The sequence below is a fragment of the Pseudoalteromonas sp. SR44-2 genome (assembly GCF_014163745.1).
Lineage (GTDB): Bacteria > Pseudomonadota > Gammaproteobacteria > Enterobacterales > Alteromonadaceae > Pseudoalteromonas > Pseudoalteromonas distincta.
Genome location: NZ_JACJDW010000005.1, coordinates 125765 through 142815 on the forward strand (window position 1 = coordinate 125765; position 17051 = coordinate 142815).

Here is a 17051-nt window from a genome sequence, read left to right on the forward strand (position 1 = left end):
GTAATGGATAAAACCTACAATCCGCAAGATATTGAACAGTCTCTATATCAAGACTGGGAACAAAAAGGCTACTTTAAGCCATCTGGCCAAGGCGTACCATATTCAATTATGATCCCGCCGCCAAATGTCACTGGTAGCTTACACATGGGCCACGCCTTCCAAGATACAATAATGGATACCCTAACGCGTTTTAAACGTATGCAAGGTAACAACACATTATGGCAAGTAGGTACTGACCACGCAGGTATTGCAACGCAAATGTTGGTTGAGCGTAAACTGCATGCCGAAGAAGGCAAAACACGCCACGATTTAGGCCGCGAAGATTTTATTAATAAAATCTGGGAATGGAAAAAAGAATCTGGCGGCACTATCACTAAGCAACTTCGTCGCCTTGGCGCATCGGTTGATTGGGATCGTGAACGCTTTACCATGGATGATGGTTTATCTGAAGCTGTTAAAGAAGTGTTTGTACGCCTTCATAAAGAAAACCTAATTTACCGAGGCAAGCGCCTAGTAAACTGGGATCCAAAATTACACACGGCTATTTCTGATCTTGAAGTTGAAAACAAAGACAAGCAAGGCCACATGTGGAACTTACGTTACCCACTGGCTGATGGCGTTACAACACAAGACGGAAAAGACTACATAGTAGTAGCAACAACACGTCCTGAAACCATGTTGGGTGACTCAGGTGTTGCAGTAAATCCTGATGATGAGCGCTACACAGATTTAATCGGTAAAGAGATTTTATTACCCATCGTTAATCGTCGTATTAAAATTGTTGCTGACGAACATGCCGATAAAGATAAAGGCACGGGCTGTGTAAAAATAACACCAGCGCATGACTTTAACGATAATGAAGTAGGTAAGCGTCATCAAATGCCGATGATCAACATTTTCGATAAAGACGCCGCTATTCTTACCCAAGGTGAAACATACACCTTTGACGGTAAAGAGCTTGAGTTTGATGCACCAATACCTGAGCGCTTGCACGGCCTTGATCGTTTTGCAGCGCGTAAAGCAATTGTGGCAGAATTTGAAGAACTAGGTTTGCTTGAAAAAATTGAAGACCATGGTTTAACGGTTCCTTACGGCGATCGCTCTGGTGTGGTAATTGAGCCACTACTTACCGACCAATGGTATGTACGTGTTGCACCACTTGCTGAACCTGCAAAAGACGCTGTTAAAAACGGCGATATTCAATTTGTACCTAAGCAATACGAAAACATGTACTTCTCGTGGATGAACGACGTACAAGATTGGTGTATTTCACGCCAGCTTTGGTGGGGTCACCGCATTCCAGCTTGGTACGACAGTGAAGGCAATGTATTTGTTGGTCGCGACGAAGCCGAAGTTCGCCGTGAAAACAACATTGCAGATAACGTAACGCTAAGCCAAGACGAAGATGTACTTGATACGTGGTTCTCATCAGCGCTTTGGACTTTCTCTACACAAGGTTGGCCAGAAAATACCGATGATTTAAAAACCTTCCACCCGTCTGACGTGCTGGTAACTGGTTTTGATATTATTTTCTTCTGGGTTGCGCGCATGATTATGATGACGCTGCACTTTGTAAAAGACGAAAATGGCAAACCACAAGTTCCGTTTAAAACCGTGTATGTAACGGGTTTAATACGTGACGATAATGGCGATAAAATGTCTAAGTCAAAAGGTAACGTACTTGACCCACTAGACATGATTGACGGCATTGAACTTGAAGACCTAGTACAAAAACGTACTGGTAACATGATGCAGCCAAAACTTGCCGCTAAAATCGAAAAAGATACGCGTAAAGTATTTGCAGGCGGTATTGAGGCACACGGCACCGACGCCCTTCGCTTTACACTTGCTGCAATGGCATCTACCGGTCGTGATATTAACTGGGACATGAACCGCCTTGAAGGTTACCGTAACTTCTGTAATAAATTATGGAACGCGAGCCGTTACGTATTAATGAATACAGAAGAGCAAGACTGTGGTTTTACAAACGATGCACAAAAAGAGCTTTCATTAGCTGATCGCTGGATTTTAGGTCAATTTGAGTCAACAGTTAAAACGTACACTGAGCACCTTGATAACTACCGCTTTGACTTAGCTGCTAACACGCTTTACGAATTCACATGGAACCAGTTCTGTGATTGGTACTTAGAGCTCACTAAGCCGGTATTATTTAAAGGTAATGAAGCGCAGCAACGTGGTACACGTAATACACTTATTACCGTACTTGAAAGCTTACTACGTTTAATGCACCCAATGATGCCGTACATCACTGAAACTATTTGGCAGCGTGTTGCACCTCTTGCTGGCCTTGAAACAGCAAACACCAGCATTATGGTTCAGCCGTTCCCTGTATATAATGAAGCAAGCGTTGATGCTAAAGCGATGGATGACTTAGAGTGGGTTAAACAATTCATTTTAGCTATTCGTAACATTCGTGGTGAAATGGATATTAGCCCAAGTAAACCGCTTAGCGTATTACTTGCTAATGCATCAAGCGACGACGTGCGCCGCATTGAAGAAAACAAATCATTTTTAGCATCACTTGCAAAAATTGAAGAGTTTACAATGCTTGAAAACAAAGACGGGGCACCTGCATGTGCAACGTCTTATGTTGGCAACCTTGAGATCATGATCCCAATGGCAGGCTTAATTGATGTGGAAGCCGAGCTTTCGCGTATTAATAAGCAACTCGAAAAAGCAGAAAAAGGCCTAGCACAAGTGCAAAACAAACTCGCTAACGAAAAGTTTGTTAATAACGCACCTGAAGCCGTACTTGCTAAAGAAAATGCAAAACTGGCTGAGTTTAGCGATGCTAAAACTAAGCTACTTGAGCAAAAAACTAAAATAGAAAGCTTATAAGCTTTCATAAAATGCCTATTAACACTATTTAATAGGCATTAAAAAAGCCGCTCACTTTAATTAAAGTGAGCGGCTTTTTTGTGCCCTGTGATTAACCACAAGACACTTCTACATTAAAACTTGTAGTTGTACTGAGCGCCAAGTAATACTGCGTGGCCTTTAGATTCGAAGCCCCACTGGCTGCCCGAGTCATCAGCTTCTGTGAACGTTTGTGTTTTACCACGGATGATACTTACACCAAGATCAACATTAGAGTTTTGATCAATTGTGTAGTTACCACCAAACGAGAACCAGAAACGGTCTGTATCAGGAATAGAGATTGATAGGTGCGTTTGTGATACCGGCGACTCATCAAATGCAACACCGGCACGAAGTAGTAAATCTTCGTTGTATTGGTAATCAGCACCTACAGAGTATCTGAAAGAGTCATCAAACTGCTCTTGCTTTTCAAACGCAACAAACTTATCACCAGTTGGTAACGTTACTTGTGCTTCTAGTGATTCAAAGCTGCTCCAACCTGTCCATAATACACTGTAATGTAGGCCTAACTTATCATCTAACTGATGTGAACCAGAAAACTCAGCAATAGCTGGTAGTGTTAGATCAACAGCTCCTGGTAGCTTAGCGCCGCCTGTACCACCAATAGCTGCTGGTAGGTCGTTTGAGAAGTCACCATCAAATGTGATGTCTGTTTCGCTACGATAGTTAAAACCAAAACGGCTGTTATCATCTAGCTGGTACATTAAACCAACGTTTAAACCAAAACCAGTATCATCACCTTGAAGGTTTACAGCATCAGCACCAAAATCAATACCGCTTGCATTAGCACCCACTTTACGAATAACAGTTGCATCAGCATAAATAGCGTTTAAACCAATACCAAAGCTGAATTGCTCAGTTACTTTATAAGCAACGCTTGCATTAAGGTTAACAGTAAAGATTTCTGTTTCGCCAGCAATTTGGCCAGCAACGTATTCGTCGTTAAACTCTGTAGATAAACCAAAGTTAGAAAATGCGCCAAAACCAATCGATACTTTATCGTTGTAAGGCATAGTAAAGTAAATAGCAGGTACTACAGCACTTGGTGCGATGCTGTCGTCATCTAATGCACTTGGATCAATACCGTTATTAGTACTTTCGCCTTCAATACTTACATCTGGAATTACACCAATAGCAGCAACACTTAGTTGTTTATCTTTAAATAAAGTCATTAGTGCTGGGTTACGTGCAACTACAGACGCATCGTCTGCGATAGAAGCTTCACCAGCGTATGCACGGCCTAAACCCGATGCATTTTGCTCTGATAATTGAAACGCAGCTGCAAAGCTATCAGCTGAAACAAATGCAAGCGAAGCTGCAATAAGAGTTTTAGAAAATTTCATTGTTGAGTCCTTAACCAAACTGACTGTCTGGGTACTATGTGTGTTGTTATTAGGATTTGAAACTTTGCTACACTACCTTAATTTTTTGTAAAAAACTCTATGAATGCGTCAAAAAACAGCAAAAAACATGTTATTTAACGACATTTTAACAACTATTTAAAACTCATCGGATGAGAAATGTGTTATTAGAGCTAAAGCTCTAATTGTAATTAATTATCATTTAGATTGACTTGAAATATATAGCAAATTACACTCACTATAAAATCGCAAAGGAAGTAAAACTGTGATCATTTTATTTATTATTACAGGGCTAATATTTTGTGGGGCGAGTGTATTTTGCTTTTACAAAGCAAACTACTGTGCATGCACTCAAGCAGGACAATGCGATAACCCCGTAAACCATTATTGGCTAGGGGCAATGTTGAATGCGTTGATTTCTTTAGCGCTTTGTTGTTTTGCATTGCACGTAGAGTTAGGTACTTTGCTATGGCTAACACTGATGGGAAGTTGTTTTTTGGGTGCGTTTATTTCTGCAAAACAAACTAAAAAAAGGCAATGCAGTAAAACTAGTTCAACAAATGCTCTTTTAGCAGGCGAGACAAATTAATCTGATAATCAAGAGGCTTAACACTTGCTAGTATTTTCAGCTCTTGGGTGTGCTCACTTAAATCTATGTCTTTAGGTGTAACATGATGATTATGCTTAGCATTATAAAATAGCTTAATTTTAGGTTTAATAGGATTTAATACGTTCCCCTCAAGCACTAAGGCTAAACGTTCATTCGTTAATTTTACAATAGTTCCTACCGGATGGACCCCCAAGCATTTTATAAAGCGTTGTACTAGTTCACCATCAAACAAGTGTTTATTGGCTAATAAGTAGCGTAATGCATTAATAGGCTCATCACCCTCTTGGTGCATTCTATCGGCTGTCATAGCATCGTACACATCTACAATTGCCATTATACGCGCCGGGCGACTTAACTTTTCAGCCTGCAACCCTCGCGGATATCCCGAGCCATCTAAACGCTCATGATGATTTACTATCATATCGAGCATAAGGGGAGTTATACCCTTCTCACCTTTAACTAAACCTAAACCTTGCGCAACATGCTTTTTAATTGCAGCTAGCTCGTTATTACTTAGTTTAGTTGGCTTGGAAAATATACCCTGCGGTAATTTAGCTTGGCCTAAGTCATGAAGTAACGCCCCCATTGCAAGCTCTTGGACAACAGCCTTTTCATACCCTAAGTATTTAGCAAATACAGCAGTAAAAATGGCGCAGTTGATCATATGCCGCCAGTTATAGCTATGTTTGTCTTTTATACGAGTAAGAATAGTCATAGCGTTAGCATTACGAAAAACTGAGCTGACTATCTCGCCGGCAATTTCATCTAGCACCTTTATATTAACACTCAGGCCAGATGTTAAGTCGCCATATAATGATTGTAACTTTCGGCCATGCTGATCGTAATTTACAGTCGCTTTAGCAAATTCTTGTTCAATTGAGATTGCTACAGGTGTTTTTTCGGCTTTTTTCTGGCTATTAGATGTTTTAGGTGCGCTTTGGGGCTTATATTTGGCAGGAACTGGCGCATCACCTTTAGTAAAATCTATAAGCAGCTCGAGTACCCCTTCAGACACTAAACGTTTAATAATAGATTTGTTGCGCACCAAGCCACTGGTCTTAATTTTTATGCTATTGATCCCCTCGTGTTGTTTAGTAACGCTATCAACGTACATACCGGGGGTGAGCTCAGACACAGGCAAAGTAATCAGCATAAAGGTGAGATTTTTACATTTAAAGTAGATGCACCTTAAATAGCATTAATTAAGCTTAAAAGTCTAGTTTTTGAGTTGTAAGTAGTGATATATAACTACAAAGGATGACTTACTGTATTACTCTTATTAGCTGTAGTGGGTAACTTTATTTTATGGATAATTAAAACCCTCTTTTATTTTCTTAATAACCTACAACTATTTAGCACTTAAAAGGCTATTTGAGTCTTATTTTTACGCTTTTAAACAAACTTAATTAACCTAATTTGAACATAATGTGGTTTTTCCTCGGTCTAAATATACACAACAGCTATAAAAATTTAAGAGCATCAACGTATATGACTAAACTAAACCACCCCGTATCAAACTTAAGTGTAGCGGCAATAAGCACCGTTTCTCCTTTGAGTCATATACTAAAAATAGCCGCTCCGCTGCTCGATAGCCTATTGGGCATCAATAAGCTGCGTGATATATATCTCTCTAATAATTTATCGGGTTTGGATAAACAAGAGTTTAGTGAAAAGCTGTTAAATGTATTAGGTATTAATGTGCTTGGTGCACAAGGTGTTATTAACAAAATACCAAAGCATGGCCCTTGCATAGTGGTATGTAATCATCCTTATGGCATGATTGAGGGCGTAATAATTGCAAATTTACTCACCCATTATCGTAGCGATACAAAAGTAATGGCTAACGTGGGTTTAAAAATATTTAAAGAAATTAAAGACTATTTTATTTTTGCTAACCCACTAAAACCAAAAGCAGCCATTAATACCAGCGCAATAAAACAGTGTTTTAGTCATGTTAAAAATGATGGCTTACTTGTGGTTTTTCCTGCGGGCAGGGTTTCGTTTTTTCAATCAGAAAAACAACGTGTAACTGACGGGCAATGGAATCGCTTAGCCGCTCAACTAGCTTTAAAAACACAAGCTCCTTTATTGCCTGTATTTATTAGCGGTCAGAATAGCTCAACCTTTTATAACTTGGGGCGTGTTTACTACCGATTTAGATTATTAATGCTAATACGCGAATTACTTAAAATTCAAAAAAGCTCTATTAGCTTAAGCGCTGGTAATTTACTTACACCCAAATTATTAAATAAGTTTGAACAAACTGACGACATAAACGCACTTACACGCTTGCAGTGTTACTTAAACGATGAGCGCTTTGTAACGCCTTGGCAAGAGGATAACCAATCAACACAGCTCAAAGCCATTATGCAGGAAGTTGGTAAAACAAAAATGAAAAATGAGCTTGCCAACTTGCCAAGCGAGCAGCACTTAGTCGACTTTAAAGGTTACTCAGTTTATTACGGCTACCAAGAGCAAATACCTAATTGCGTTACTGAAATAACACGTCTCAGAGAAATAACCTTTCGTACATTAAACGAAGGAAGTGGCGAGCCATGCGACACAGATAAGTTTGACGCAACTTATATGCATTTATTTATTTTTGATCATAAAAATGAAGAGATCATTGGGGCTTATCGCATTGGGCAAACTGACATATTACAAAAAAATAGCGACGTGAGCGCTCTTTATTTATCGCAAATGTTTAACTTCGAACCTTCTTTTATTAATCAGCAACAGCCGTGCTTAGAAATGGGTCGATCGTTTATAGTTCAAAAACATCAGGGCAGTTACCATGGTTTATTACTGCTATTTAAAGGGATTGGTGCGTTTATGGCGCAAAATCCACGCTATAGGACTTTATATGGCACGGTTTCATTAAGTAAACTTTATGACCCTCGCTCTGTTGCAATTATTGACCATACAATGGTTAATAATAAACAAGGTGTTAGCGCCAATACGCCTTTTAATAATAAGCTCCACCCAGAGTTTGAAGACTTTATTAATGACCACACGTTAAACATAGGCCATGTATCAGCATTGGTTATGGGAATAGAAGAAGATAAAAAAGACATACCGATTTTATTAAAGCAGTACCATAAGCTAGGCGCTCAATTTCATTGCATGGGCATTGATAGCAACTTTAATCACACGCCAGGATTACTTTTAAGTGTGCACTTACCAAGTGCGCCTGAAAAGCTACTTAAGCTCTACCTTGGTGATAAAAAGAATGATTATATAAATCACTCATAATTTTTACCTGCTGCTTAATATAGCAGGTAAAATACAGTTAACAAAAAAGTCGATGTAATTAATTACATCGACTTTTTTGTTTTTAATTATGTAATAGTTATGGCTATAAAAATATTTAGTTAAGCTGCAGCCACTTTTAAACAACCAATGCTACTAATGAGCTGAGACTGCTTATCAAAATAATTAAAGCGTATAGTGTTACCAACTTTAATATGACTAATACTGACCGTCATTGCATCTTCTCTTAGCATGTTTACGCCATATTGCCCTTGTTCGGCTTTACTGTAGTGAAACGCTAAAAACTGCTCACTTTCAGGATGTCTTAAATCAATAAGTTGCTTAAATTGTTGTTTACGCTTTTGTGTCACCGTTTCAAGCTCAACACCTGATGACGTAGCAAGTGGTTCAACTTGGCAGTGGATTAACTGCTTTGCATCCCACCTAACAAAAACCACGTTATTGTTATTTATCGATAGCCCATCCGGAAAAATACACAACTTAAAAGGCGCGTAGCCCGATAAATCCATGTTTTGTAATTGGTACAATGCAGGGGCTTTATTGCTCAGTAAATGAGGGATTAACAGACCTCTACTATGCTTTACCGCAGTTATATCAAATACACTTTGGTAATCGTTTAATAATGCGAGTGTTTGCCCAAAATGCGATACACCAAGCCAAGTACCTCCTCCTTGCGGATCAATGGGGAAAATTGCATTACCCTGGTGCTTACTTGGAGCGATTGCCGTTTCTCGTGTTTTTTGCTCATCGCGATTAAAAAATAGCTCGTAGCCATCATCAGTTAAAAAGTAACTTAACGTGCACATTTTAATTTTGCATCGATTTTGGTTGTGCTGGCTGGCTATTTTCTCTTAAAAAGGTAGCTGTACTTGGTGCTAAACCAAAGCTTTGATCGAGCTGCGACTTTTGAGCAAAAGAAATTTGTGAAATCATCGCGTAATGGTGCACAGCGTGACTGCCTACAAAAATAAGCTCTCGCGCAAGTGATGTTGTTACTGTTTGTACATTTTTGCTTTTAATCGAAACTTCACTTGAAAGTGATAACGGTTTATTAAAATCATCTGGACTTAGCTGTTCAACCCACGTTGTTATTTCGGCAATTTTTTTTATTGCAGCAGTTGGAGAGTTTTCAATATCTCCTCCTCTTAAGCGGCAATCATAATCTACTTTTTGCGTGCTAAAGCCAGTCATTAAAGATTGATAATGATCGATAATATGTCGCATATGAGCTCCTGCCGAGCTAATAAAGTTAGGAGTAATGACTTGGGAATAGTCCTCTTTAGTTACACCTTCAAGATAAGCGTGTCCTTGAGCTAGTATCTCTAATTGACTATTTAACATTGAATCGCTCTTCCTCATTTATCACTAAATCTTATATGCAAAAAAGTACAACATGATTTTTGGATGCTAATTTTGCATTGTATAAATAACTAGAAAGCTGTTTTTAAAATTAACTTTCAAAGTTTTTGCAGTAAATGCATTTTTAAATACAAGAGTAATTAATAAGAAGCTAGGTAATATAGAGAGGATAATTAATAAATATAAAAGCAAATGGCGCTCTCGGTAGGGATCGAACCTACAACTCAGCCTCCGGAGGGCCACGTGATATCCATTTCACCACGAGAGCACATTTGTTGCCGCCACACCAACTCGCGATATCAGTGCTTTAGCACCCGCAATGATAAAGAGATCTTTAAATAAATACCAGTAAGATCAGCTTATATGCTTATTAATTAAACTCTTTTAAATAAAACACTTCACAAAGGCTTAAAAACACGCTATTTATTCTTATTAGATAAGAAACAGTAACGGTTTAGTAACATTAAAATTATGATTGTCGCTGTGAGGATTAGTTTAATACGAGGAAATAATAATGAGTTTAATGTCTACTGAGCAAGTCGCTGAGTTTTTAGGTGTAAAAGTAGAGCGTGTAAAACGCCTCTCTAGAGAAAGTTTATTAATTGCTAAATCTGAAGACGAGAATGGCGAACCACAATTTGATGCGGCCGAAGTAACAAAGTACAAAGAGCTCGCTGAACGCTTTGGTGGTTTGTAACTTTTATAAAAAAGTATTAGTAACAAGTTTATTTAGCTGCGCACGTAACATTATAGATTTACTAGTTATGCTGCGCTCCTCATACCAAGCAATACATAACACCAAAAAAAACAGCTTATAGTAATTTAACTTATCTATTGATGGGTAAAACGTGCTTGTTTTATCAACGCTATTTTTATAGTTGTTTAACAGCGCTTTTTTACTTTGCTCATTAAGGTTAAAACTCACTGCAAGGGCTGCCAAATCAAAATATACATCGTTAGTTTGCGCGTACTCAAAATCAATTAAATACATACCCGAAGCATTTACAATAATGTTATCTTTTACCAAGTCATTATGACAAAAGCCTTCATCAAATTGCATGGCTGCAACTACTTTGAGTGCCTGCTCTATTTGAGGTTTATATTGCGTATATACGCCGGTGCTTTGATAAAAATGCAGCTCTTTAGCTATATCCATTGGCGCAGTGGACACTTTGTAATTGTGCACTTGAGCAAGTTTATTAATAAAGCTAAGCGTTATATCCGATTGCGCTGTATTACCTTCAATATAATTAAATACCGCACGGCTATTCTTTTTATCGAGCCAAACAGGCGCAGGACATATATTAAGCTCACTTAAAAAACGCTGTGCTTCAAGTCCTATGGCTGGCCAATGGCTTTTATAACACTTTAATAAATACCCTTGTTGTTTGGTACGTATTAAAAAATTATCGTTACTAAAACCATTGAGTAGTCGCTCGCTTGAAATAACGCTCGTAGGCTCTATAAACGCCCTACACATTTTTACTAACTGAGTATGCTCAATCATTAATTAAAGCTGAGCTAGCGGCTTAGCTTGGCTTTGTTCGTACTCTTCGTACCAAGTTTTAAAGCCCCACGCTGCCATAATGGTATAAAATATAAAGAGCGCAAGCGTTGGGTAATAGCCTTTTTCATAATATAAATACATGGAAGCTGCATCTATTACAATCCAGTACAGCCAGTTTTCGAGGACTTTTTTAGCAACTAAGTAAGTAGTTACTACAGCAAAACACGTTGTAAAACTATCAAGATAAGCAAAATCGGCATGCGTATAGTTTTGCATAACGTAACCAATTGTAATTGCAGCTACGGTTGTTAAACTAATTAAAACAGCATGACGGTTTATCGACCACGAGGTAATATTTAAATTTTCAGCTTTGCCTTTTCTCCATACAACCCATCCAAACACAGCCATATACATATAATAAAAATTAAGTAACGACTCCATGAGCAATGCGCCATTCCAGTACATTATTGTATAAATGAGCGTGCTAAAAAATGCCGCCGGCCAACACCATAAGCTTTCCTTTATTGCCAATAATAAGTACGCCATCGACAATCCTACCGCAATGTATTCCCAATGCGACATTGCTGTAAAACCGCTTAAGGTTTGTGTTAAAAAGTCCATATTATGCAATCACCGTTTAGTTGCGCCATTTGTTATACCAATCTGCTTATATACGGGGTCTATTTAACGTTAAGAAAATTACGCTAGAACTAGGCAATAATTTTTGTATCTAGTTGTTCTAAATAAAAAATTTTTAACGACGTTATAGTGCAGTTTAATTCGTTAAATTGATCAAAGATTTATGCAGGTTGGTATTATAGATTATTCAGGCGATAAGTCGCCAGAGAGAAACTTACATACAAAAATAGCTTTACCAAATTCTTCATATGAGCGCTTAATTTCGGTATTTAACACCTGCATTACTAAATCATAATCACCAAAAATTTGCGTTGATAGCGTATTAGTAATCACTTTTAAATTTTCGTATTCGTTTAAGCGGTCAATAAAGCCTTTAATAAACGGAATGTAATCTTGGTGAAGTGGATATTTACTGATCTCTACTGATAATTTCATTTTAAACTCTACTTTTTAATTATTTGATTTAAACAAATCATTCAATGCCAGTTCAATACAGTGTAAAATTATACTAACACTCAATTTAACTGAGCTTATTATGGCACGCAGAATAACGTATACATTTAAAAACCAACCGCGCGAAATTAACTTCGCAAAAGATAAATACCACGACATGTATCAAGCTATTGCTGCTGCCGAGGGTATTGATTTAACAAATTACTTAAACATGGTACGCCAAATAGAAATGACCTCAAAAGGGTCTGCTTCTGTTCGTAACTTTCGCGACCAAGAATTTGCCCGTATGGGCTTTAGCGACATTTACTTTATAAAAGAGTAATTATACCCAATTGGTGTACGCTAAAAACTAACTATGGCTGATACTCATAACTTACGCGTGGTGTAATATTACATAATAGCTCGTAAGGAATAGTATCGGCGCACAGTGCTATTTCTTCAACTGGTAGCTCAGGGCCCCACATAGTGACTCTGTCGCCAACTTTAATATTATGCTCATTAGCGCCTATATCAACGCTGATCATGTCCATAGCTACGCTTCCTACAATACCATAACGCTGCTCACCAATTATTACCGGTGTCCCCTCTTTAGCATGCCGAGGATAACCATCACCATAACCCATAGCCACTACAGCTAACTTGGTTGGTTTATCGCTTTTCCAACGACCACCATACCCAACAGCCTCATTAGCAGGCACATCACGCACTGCAATTACGCGCGTAGTTAAGCGCATAACTGGTTTTAATTTGTGTTGCTGCCCAATACTATTTGCCATTGGCGATACACCATAGAGCATAAGCCCAGGACGTACCCAATCGCCATGACCGCTCGGCCAGGCAATAATACCAGCCGAATTTGATAAACAATGCGCTTGGTCAATGCCATTCACTAAATTATCAAACAACGTAATTTGCTGAACCGTTTTAGCATTATCAACATCATCAGCACACGAAAAGTGGGTCATTAAATTAACGGTATTTTTAGCGTTAGGTGTGTTTTGTAAGCGGTTATAAAACGCTTCAAACTGCTCTGGCGCAATACCTAATCGATGCATACCTGTATTTACTTTTAACCAGCATGTTATTGGTGCATCTAGCTTTGCTTTTTCAAGCGCCGCTAATTGGTACTCATCGTGAATAATAGTTTGAAAATTGTTGGCGAGCAGAATCGGTAAGTCGGCTTTGTTAAAAAAGCCTTCTAGTAAAACAATTGGCTTTGTTAAGCCCCCAGCTCGAAGGGCGAGCCCTTCATCTATACGTGCCACAGCAAATGCGTCAGCATTATTTAAATGCTGCGCAATCGTTACTAATCCATGCCCGTAAGCATTTGCTTTTAGCACCGCCATTACTTTGCTGTTAGGTGCAAAGCATTTAACTTGCGCTAAATTATGCGCAAGTGCCGTTAAGTTAATTTCAGCAGTGGCTAAGCGCATTAGTAATCGTCATCTACCGCTGGTCCCGCGTAATTATCAAAGCGAGAAAATTGACCTTGGAACGTTAAACGCACTTTACCAATTGGGCCGTTACGTTGTTTACCTATGATGATTTCGGCAATACCTTTATCAGTACTGTCTTCGTTGTAAACTTCGTCACGGTAAATAAACATGATTAAATCGGCATCCTGCTCTATCGACCCTGACTCACGTAAATCTGAGTTAATTGGGCGTTTATCGGCACGTTGCTCTAGCGTACGGTTTAGCTGCGAAAGCGCAACAACCGGACATTTTAGCTCTTTTGCTAGTGATTTAAGTGAACGCGAAATTTCAGCAATTTCAAGCGTTCGGTTATCAGCAAGGCTAGGTACACGCATTAGCTGCAAGTAATCGACCATGATCATACTAATGCCGCCGTGGTCACGCGCAATACGACGTGCACGAGAGCGAACATCGGTAGGTGTTAAGCCCGAGGCATCATCAACATACATTTTGCCTTTTTCCATCAACAAGCCCATTGTTGATGAAAGTCGCGCCCAATCGTCATCATCTAGCTGACCTGTACGTACCTTAGTTTGGTTAATACGGCCAAGAGACGCTAACATCCTCATCATAATTTGTTCTGAAGGCATCTCTAGCGAGTAAATTAGCACGGGTTTGTCTTGAGTCATTGCGGCATGTTCTGCAAGGTTCATCGCAAAAGTGGTTTTACCCATTGAAGGACGCGCTGCAACAATAATTAAGTCAGACGGTTGCAGGCCCGTCGTCATTTTATCAAGATCGGCATAACCTGTACTTACACCCGTTACACCATCTTGTGGCGATTGATAAAGCTCTTCTATTTTATCAACGGTTTTTTCGAGTATGTTATGAATACTTTGCGGGCCTTCCGTACTTTTTGTACGTTGCTCGGCAATTTTAAATACTTTGCTTTCGGCAAAATCGAGTAGGTCGTGACTAGTACGCCCCTCGGTATTAAAACCCGCTTCGGCTATTTCATTTGCCACGCCAATCATTTCACGTACAACAGCACGCTCACGTACAATGTTTGCGTAGGCATCAATGTTGGCTGCACTTGGCGTATTTTTAGCAATTTCGGCTAAGTAAGCAAAACCCCCAATACCTGCAAGTTTATTATTTTTTTCTAAACTTTCAGAAATAGTGATTAAATCTATCGGATCGCCAATCTCAGCAAGTGCCGTCATCGCCTCAAAAATTAACTTGTGCGTGCGGGTATAAAAATCCTGTGATACAACAAGCTCAGCTACGCGGTCAAAAGCTTGGTTATCAAGCATTAAGCCACCTAAAACAGATTGTTCAGCTTCTATTGAATGGGGAGGAACTTTAAGAGTATCGACTTGCTTATCTGGTTTGGCCATAACTTCACAGTAGTAAAATTGAATGGCTCTATTCTATCGACTTGCAGGGGCTGTGCAAATAGAAAAGCAGGAAATCTTTCCTGCTTTTTGTAATCGTGATGGGGAATGAGTGTTATTTGGTACGAAGCTCTATTCGTCCACTTATGGTATCCATTTCAACATTTGCATTACCGCCATTAATACTAAACTCTAAATCACTGGCTGGGCCATATTTAGCTTTACTGACTTTGTCACTACTGACTTTGTTAATGATTTTACCATTAGCATGGGCTTTAATTTCAAACTTTGCTGATACACTTTGTGGGAAATAAAAGTCGGCATCACCACTTACTGATTCAAAACGTACATCACCGCCTTTTAAAAGCTCGTTAATCTGTACTTCTGCTTCGCCATTGACCGTATTAATACGTAGGTTTTTAATAGCCGATAGCGTAAATTCTATATCGCCATTTACGTTTTCAAGGCGTACATCATTAGCGCTTGAAGTTGATTTAATATCACCATTAACAGCGCTAAAACGCAGCTCACCACTTGATTGCCTATCGTTAATTTCACCATTTACGGTTTCAAACTGAATATTCCCGTTTAAGTTCTCAGCGTTCACATCACCATTTACAGTGGTGAGCTTAATGTTGCCAGTAATATCATCTACCGTAATTTCGCCGTTAACCACATCAACTTCTGCGCCGTTTTTAAGCGCCTTTGCAGTCACCGATACATTAACGCCAGCAAACTCTAAACTACTGCTTTTAGGCATAAATATAGTTAGGTTTGAGCCGTCACCACTATTGCCCCAATTTGATTTACGGGGCATTTTTACAATAAACTGTGTTTTATCGCCACTTGTTTTAAGCTCATAACCCTGTGCTTTATCATCAAGCTCGCCAGATACTTTAAATTCGTTTTTATCCCAGCCTGTAATATGTATATCACCGCGTTGGTTTTCAATAAAAATAGTGCCGCCACTTGGTACGTCTATTTGCTTATCTATTTTTTCACCTGCAAATGCCGCCAGTGGAAATAAGCTCAGTCCTAATAAAATCGCTTTCATATCGTACTCCTAAATGTGCTGCCAACGTGGCGCGTGCACCTTGTTAATTAAATCAAGTTGTTGTTGATATATTTGCGCTAACATTGTCAGTAGCGCTTGGTTTTGTGGTTCGTTTTCAAGAGCTTGCTTTATTGCTTGTTCAGCTTCTTCAAGTTCTTGTAGTTGCGTTTGCCAGTTAGTGGTTAATGCTTCTTTATTTTCGTATTCAACTAACAAACTATTTTTTTTATCCGAAAAGTAATCACTTATAGCCACTACGGGCTGTGGTTCAGGTGCTATAACAAATATATTAACAGCAATTAAAGCAGCCACAGTACACGCTGCTATTGCCTTTAGTTTTGGCCAAATAATAGTGCTCTTTGGGTTCTGCTTATTATTAACAATTGCTCGCTCAATCCCCGCCCATAAATCTTTTTGTGGCGTAATTTCTTTATCAAGCGTGTTTAATGACTTGTTTAAGTAGTCGTTAAAGTTCGGTTTACTCATTTTCATACCACTCTTGTAATAACTGCCTAGCACGATGATATTGTGACTTACTTGAACCAACAGCCATACCTAATTGCTCCGCGATTTCCTCGTGCCTGTAACCTTCAATAGCAAATAATACAAATACCATACGTGCGCGCTCAGGAAGCCTTACTATTAACTTATCGAGGCCATTTAAGCCTTTGCAGTCGTTAGCTGATTGCTCATCCATACCGCTGTGTTCAATACTTACTACTTTTTGTAACCAGTTTTTTTGCTTGCGCAGGTAACTTATCGCTACATTACTGGCAACACTATATAGCCAAGTAGAAAACTGCGAACGCCCATCAAACAATGCTATTTTATGCCATACCTGTACAAATACCTCTTGGGCGGCGTCTTCGGCGTGTGCTTGGTCTGCTAATAAGCGTAAACATAAACCGTATACTCGTTTTATATGTAACTCATAAAGCGTTGTGTATGCGCCTTGATCACCCGATTTAACTCGCTCAATGAGTGCAGCTTCGCACAAAGACGTTGGTTCGGGTTTAACGTGTAACATCCGTGATGCCGCCTTTTAATTATTATTGTTGAGTGCTATTTAAGTGTATTGATAAGTTAGACGT

Annotated in this window: 17 protein-coding genes and 1 tRNA gene; 5 read left to right on the top strand and 13 right to left on the bottom strand. The window is 39.0% G+C overall.

What is annotated here, in order from left to right; genetic code table 11:
- Positions 1-3 precede the first annotated feature (3 nt).
- Positions 4-2859 (top strand): valine--tRNA ligase, encoded by a 2856-nt coding sequence (locus H5115_RS04710; RefSeq protein ID WP_182753918.1) that lies wholly within the window; start codon positions 4-6, stop codon positions 2857-2859.
- A 113-nt stretch (positions 2860-2972) separates the two neighbouring features.
- Here H5115_RS04710 and H5115_RS04715 read toward each other — a convergent pair whose 3' ends face one another.
- Entirely contained in the window at positions 2973-4241 is a 1269-nt protein-coding gene (locus tag H5115_RS04715; protein WP_182671539.1) for an outer membrane protein transport protein, read from the bottom strand.
- Positions 4242-4524: 283 nt separating this feature from the next.
- Here H5115_RS04715 and H5115_RS20195 point away from each other — a divergent pair, with 283 nt between their 5' ends.
- Positions 4525-4848 (top strand): hypothetical protein, encoded by a 324-nt coding sequence (locus H5115_RS20195; protein WP_154903641.1) that lies wholly within the window; start codon positions 4525-4527, stop codon positions 4846-4848.
- Here the strand turns inward: H5115_RS20195 and H5115_RS04720 are convergent.
- Positions 4808-6022, bottom strand: a complete 1215-nt coding sequence (locus H5115_RS04720) for an HD-GYP domain-containing protein (protein WP_182753920.1) — start codon at positions 6020-6022, stop codon at positions 4808-4810. The genes H5115_RS20195 and H5115_RS04720 overlap by 41 nt on opposite strands.
- 335 nt (positions 6023-6357) lie before the next feature.
- Between H5115_RS04720 and H5115_RS04725 the strand changes: the two genes are divergently transcribed.
- The gene (locus H5115_RS04725) at positions 6358-8121 is read left to right on the top strand and encodes a lysophospholipid acyltransferase family protein (protein ID WP_182753922.1); all 1764 of its coding nucleotides are present in this window, start codon (positions 6358-6360) and stop codon (positions 8119-8121) included.
- A gap of 119 nt (positions 8122-8240) precedes the next feature.
- On the opposite strand, the gene H5115_RS04730 is transcribed toward H5115_RS04725, so the two are convergent.
- The 3 genes from H5115_RS04730 to H5115_RS04740 form a co-directional block, all read right to left on the bottom strand.
- A complete protein-coding gene (locus tag H5115_RS04730; RefSeq protein ID WP_002963038.1) occupies positions 8241-8945 on the bottom strand; it encodes an NRDE family protein in 705 nt (234 codons plus the stop codon).
- 1 nt (position 8946) lies between these two features.
- Positions 8947-9498 (bottom strand): DinB family protein, encoded by a 552-nt coding sequence (locus tag H5115_RS04735; RefSeq protein WP_404936119.1) that lies wholly within the window; start codon positions 9496-9498, stop codon positions 8947-8949.
- A gap of 193 nt (positions 9499-9691) precedes the next feature.
- Positions 9692-9766 (bottom strand) — tRNA-Arg (locus H5115_RS04740).
- Positions 9767-10012: 246 nt separating this feature from the next.
- Between H5115_RS04740 and H5115_RS04745 the strand changes: the two genes are divergently transcribed.
- The gene (locus tag H5115_RS04745) at positions 10013-10195 is read left to right on the top strand and encodes a hypothetical protein (RefSeq protein WP_039490259.1); all 183 of its coding nucleotides are present in this window, start codon (positions 10013-10015) and stop codon (positions 10193-10195) included.
- Positions 10196-10198: 3 nt separating this feature from the next.
- Here the strand turns inward: H5115_RS04745 and H5115_RS04750 are convergent, their stop codons facing one another.
- From H5115_RS04750 to H5115_RS04760, 3 genes are all read right to left on the bottom strand, one after another.
- On the bottom strand, positions 10199-11005 hold the full coding sequence (locus H5115_RS04750) for a phosphotransferase (RefSeq protein WP_182753926.1): 807 nt from the start codon (positions 11003-11005) through the stop codon (positions 10199-10201).
- A 3-nt stretch (positions 11006-11008) separates the two neighbouring features.
- Entirely contained in the window at positions 11009-11626 is a 618-nt protein-coding gene (pnuC, locus tag H5115_RS04755) for a nicotinamide riboside transporter PnuC (protein ID WP_002963042.1), read from the bottom strand.
- A 201-nt stretch (positions 11627-11827) separates the two neighbouring features.
- Positions 11828-12079, bottom strand: coding sequence for a hypothetical protein (locus H5115_RS04760; protein WP_002963043.1), 252 nt, complete (start codon positions 12077-12079; stop codon positions 11828-11830).
- A 100-nt stretch (positions 12080-12179) separates the two neighbouring features.
- Between H5115_RS04760 and H5115_RS04765 the strand changes: the two genes are divergently transcribed.
- A complete protein-coding gene (locus tag H5115_RS04765) occupies positions 12180-12419 on the top strand; it encodes a DUF2960 domain-containing protein (protein WP_002963045.1) in 240 nt (79 codons plus the stop codon).
- A gap of 31 nt (positions 12420-12450) precedes the next feature.
- Here the strand turns inward: H5115_RS04765 and alr are convergent, their stop codons facing one another.
- From alr to H5115_RS04790, 5 genes are all read right to left on the bottom strand, one after another.
- A complete protein-coding gene (gene alr / locus H5115_RS04770; RefSeq protein WP_182753928.1) occupies positions 12451-13530 on the bottom strand; it encodes an alanine racemase in 1080 nt (359 codons plus the stop codon).
- The gene (dnaB, locus tag H5115_RS04775; protein WP_002963050.1) at positions 13530-14909 is read right to left on the bottom strand and encodes a replicative DNA helicase; all 1380 of its coding nucleotides are present in this window, start codon (positions 14907-14909) and stop codon (positions 13530-13532) included. Before dnaB ends, alr begins: the two co-directional genes overlap by 1 nt.
- Before the next feature lie 112 nt (positions 14910-15021).
- The gene (locus tag H5115_RS04780; RefSeq protein WP_182753930.1) at positions 15022-15960 is read right to left on the bottom strand and encodes a DUF4097 family beta strand repeat-containing protein; all 939 of its coding nucleotides are present in this window, start codon (positions 15958-15960) and stop codon (positions 15022-15024) included.
- A gap of 9 nt (positions 15961-15969) precedes the next feature.
- The gene (locus tag H5115_RS04785) at positions 15970-16452 is read right to left on the bottom strand and encodes a hypothetical protein (RefSeq protein WP_182753932.1); all 483 of its coding nucleotides are present in this window, start codon (positions 16450-16452) and stop codon (positions 15970-15972) included.
- Positions 16439-16987, bottom strand: coding sequence for an RNA polymerase sigma factor (locus H5115_RS04790; protein ID WP_182753934.1), 549 nt, complete (start codon positions 16985-16987; stop codon positions 16439-16441). The genes H5115_RS04785 and H5115_RS04790 overlap by 14 nt, the downstream gene beginning before the upstream one ends.
- Positions 16988-17051: the final 64 nt, after the last annotated feature.

Bases quoted from the DNA above. Each gene is read 5' to 3' on its own strand.
- H5115_RS04710 (WP_182753918.1), top strand. From the start codon at position 4: ATGGATAAAACCTACAATCCGCAAGATATTGAACAGTCTCTATATCAA.
- H5115_RS04715 (WP_182671539.1), bottom strand. From the start codon at position 4,241: ATGAAATTTTCTAAAACTCTTATTGCAGCTTCGCTTGCATTTGTTTCA.
- H5115_RS04720 (WP_182753920.1), bottom strand. From the start codon at position 6,022: ATGCTGATTACTTTGCCTGTGTCTGAGCTCACCCCCGGTATGTACGTT.
- H5115_RS04725 (WP_182753922.1), top strand. From the start codon at position 6,358: ATGACTAAACTAAACCACCCCGTATCAAACTTAAGTGTAGCGGCAATA.
- H5115_RS04730 (WP_002963038.1), bottom strand. From the start codon at position 8,945: ATGTGCACGTTAAGTTACTTTTTAACTGATGATGGCTACGAGCTATTT.
- H5115_RS04735 (WP_404936119.1), bottom strand. From the start codon at position 9,498: ATGAGGAAGAGCGATTCAATGTTAAATAGTCAATTAGAGATACTAGCT.
- H5115_RS04745 (WP_039490259.1), top strand. From the start codon at position 10,013: ATGAGTTTAATGTCTACTGAGCAAGTCGCTGAGTTTTTAGGTGTAAAA.
- H5115_RS04750 (WP_182753926.1), bottom strand. From the start codon at position 11,005: ATGATTGAGCATACTCAGTTAGTAAAAATGTGTAGGGCGTTTATAGAG.
- pnuC (WP_002963042.1), bottom strand. From the start codon at position 11,626: ATGGACTTTTTAACACAAACCTTAAGCGGTTTTACAGCAATGTCGCAT.
- H5115_RS04760 (WP_002963043.1), bottom strand. From the start codon at position 12,079: ATGAAATTATCAGTAGAGATCAGTAAATATCCACTTCACCAAGATTAC.
- H5115_RS04765 (WP_002963045.1), top strand. From the start codon at position 12,180: ATGGCACGCAGAATAACGTATACATTTAAAAACCAACCGCGCGAAATT.
- alr (WP_182753928.1), bottom strand. From the start codon at position 13,530: ATGCGCTTAGCCACTGCTGAAATTAACTTAACGGCACTTGCGCATAAT.
- dnaB (WP_002963050.1), bottom strand. From the start codon at position 14,909: ATGGCCAAACCAGATAAGCAAGTCGATACTCTTAAAGTTCCTCCCCAT.
- H5115_RS04780 (WP_182753930.1), bottom strand. From the start codon at position 15,960: ATGAAAGCGATTTTATTAGGACTGAGCTTATTTCCACTGGCGGCATTT.
- H5115_RS04785 (WP_182753932.1), bottom strand. From the start codon at position 16,452: ATGAAAATGAGTAAACCGAACTTTAACGACTACTTAAACAAGTCATTA.
- H5115_RS04790 (WP_182753934.1), bottom strand. From the start codon at position 16,987: ATGTTACACGTTAAACCCGAACCAACGTCTTTGTGCGAAGCTGCACTC.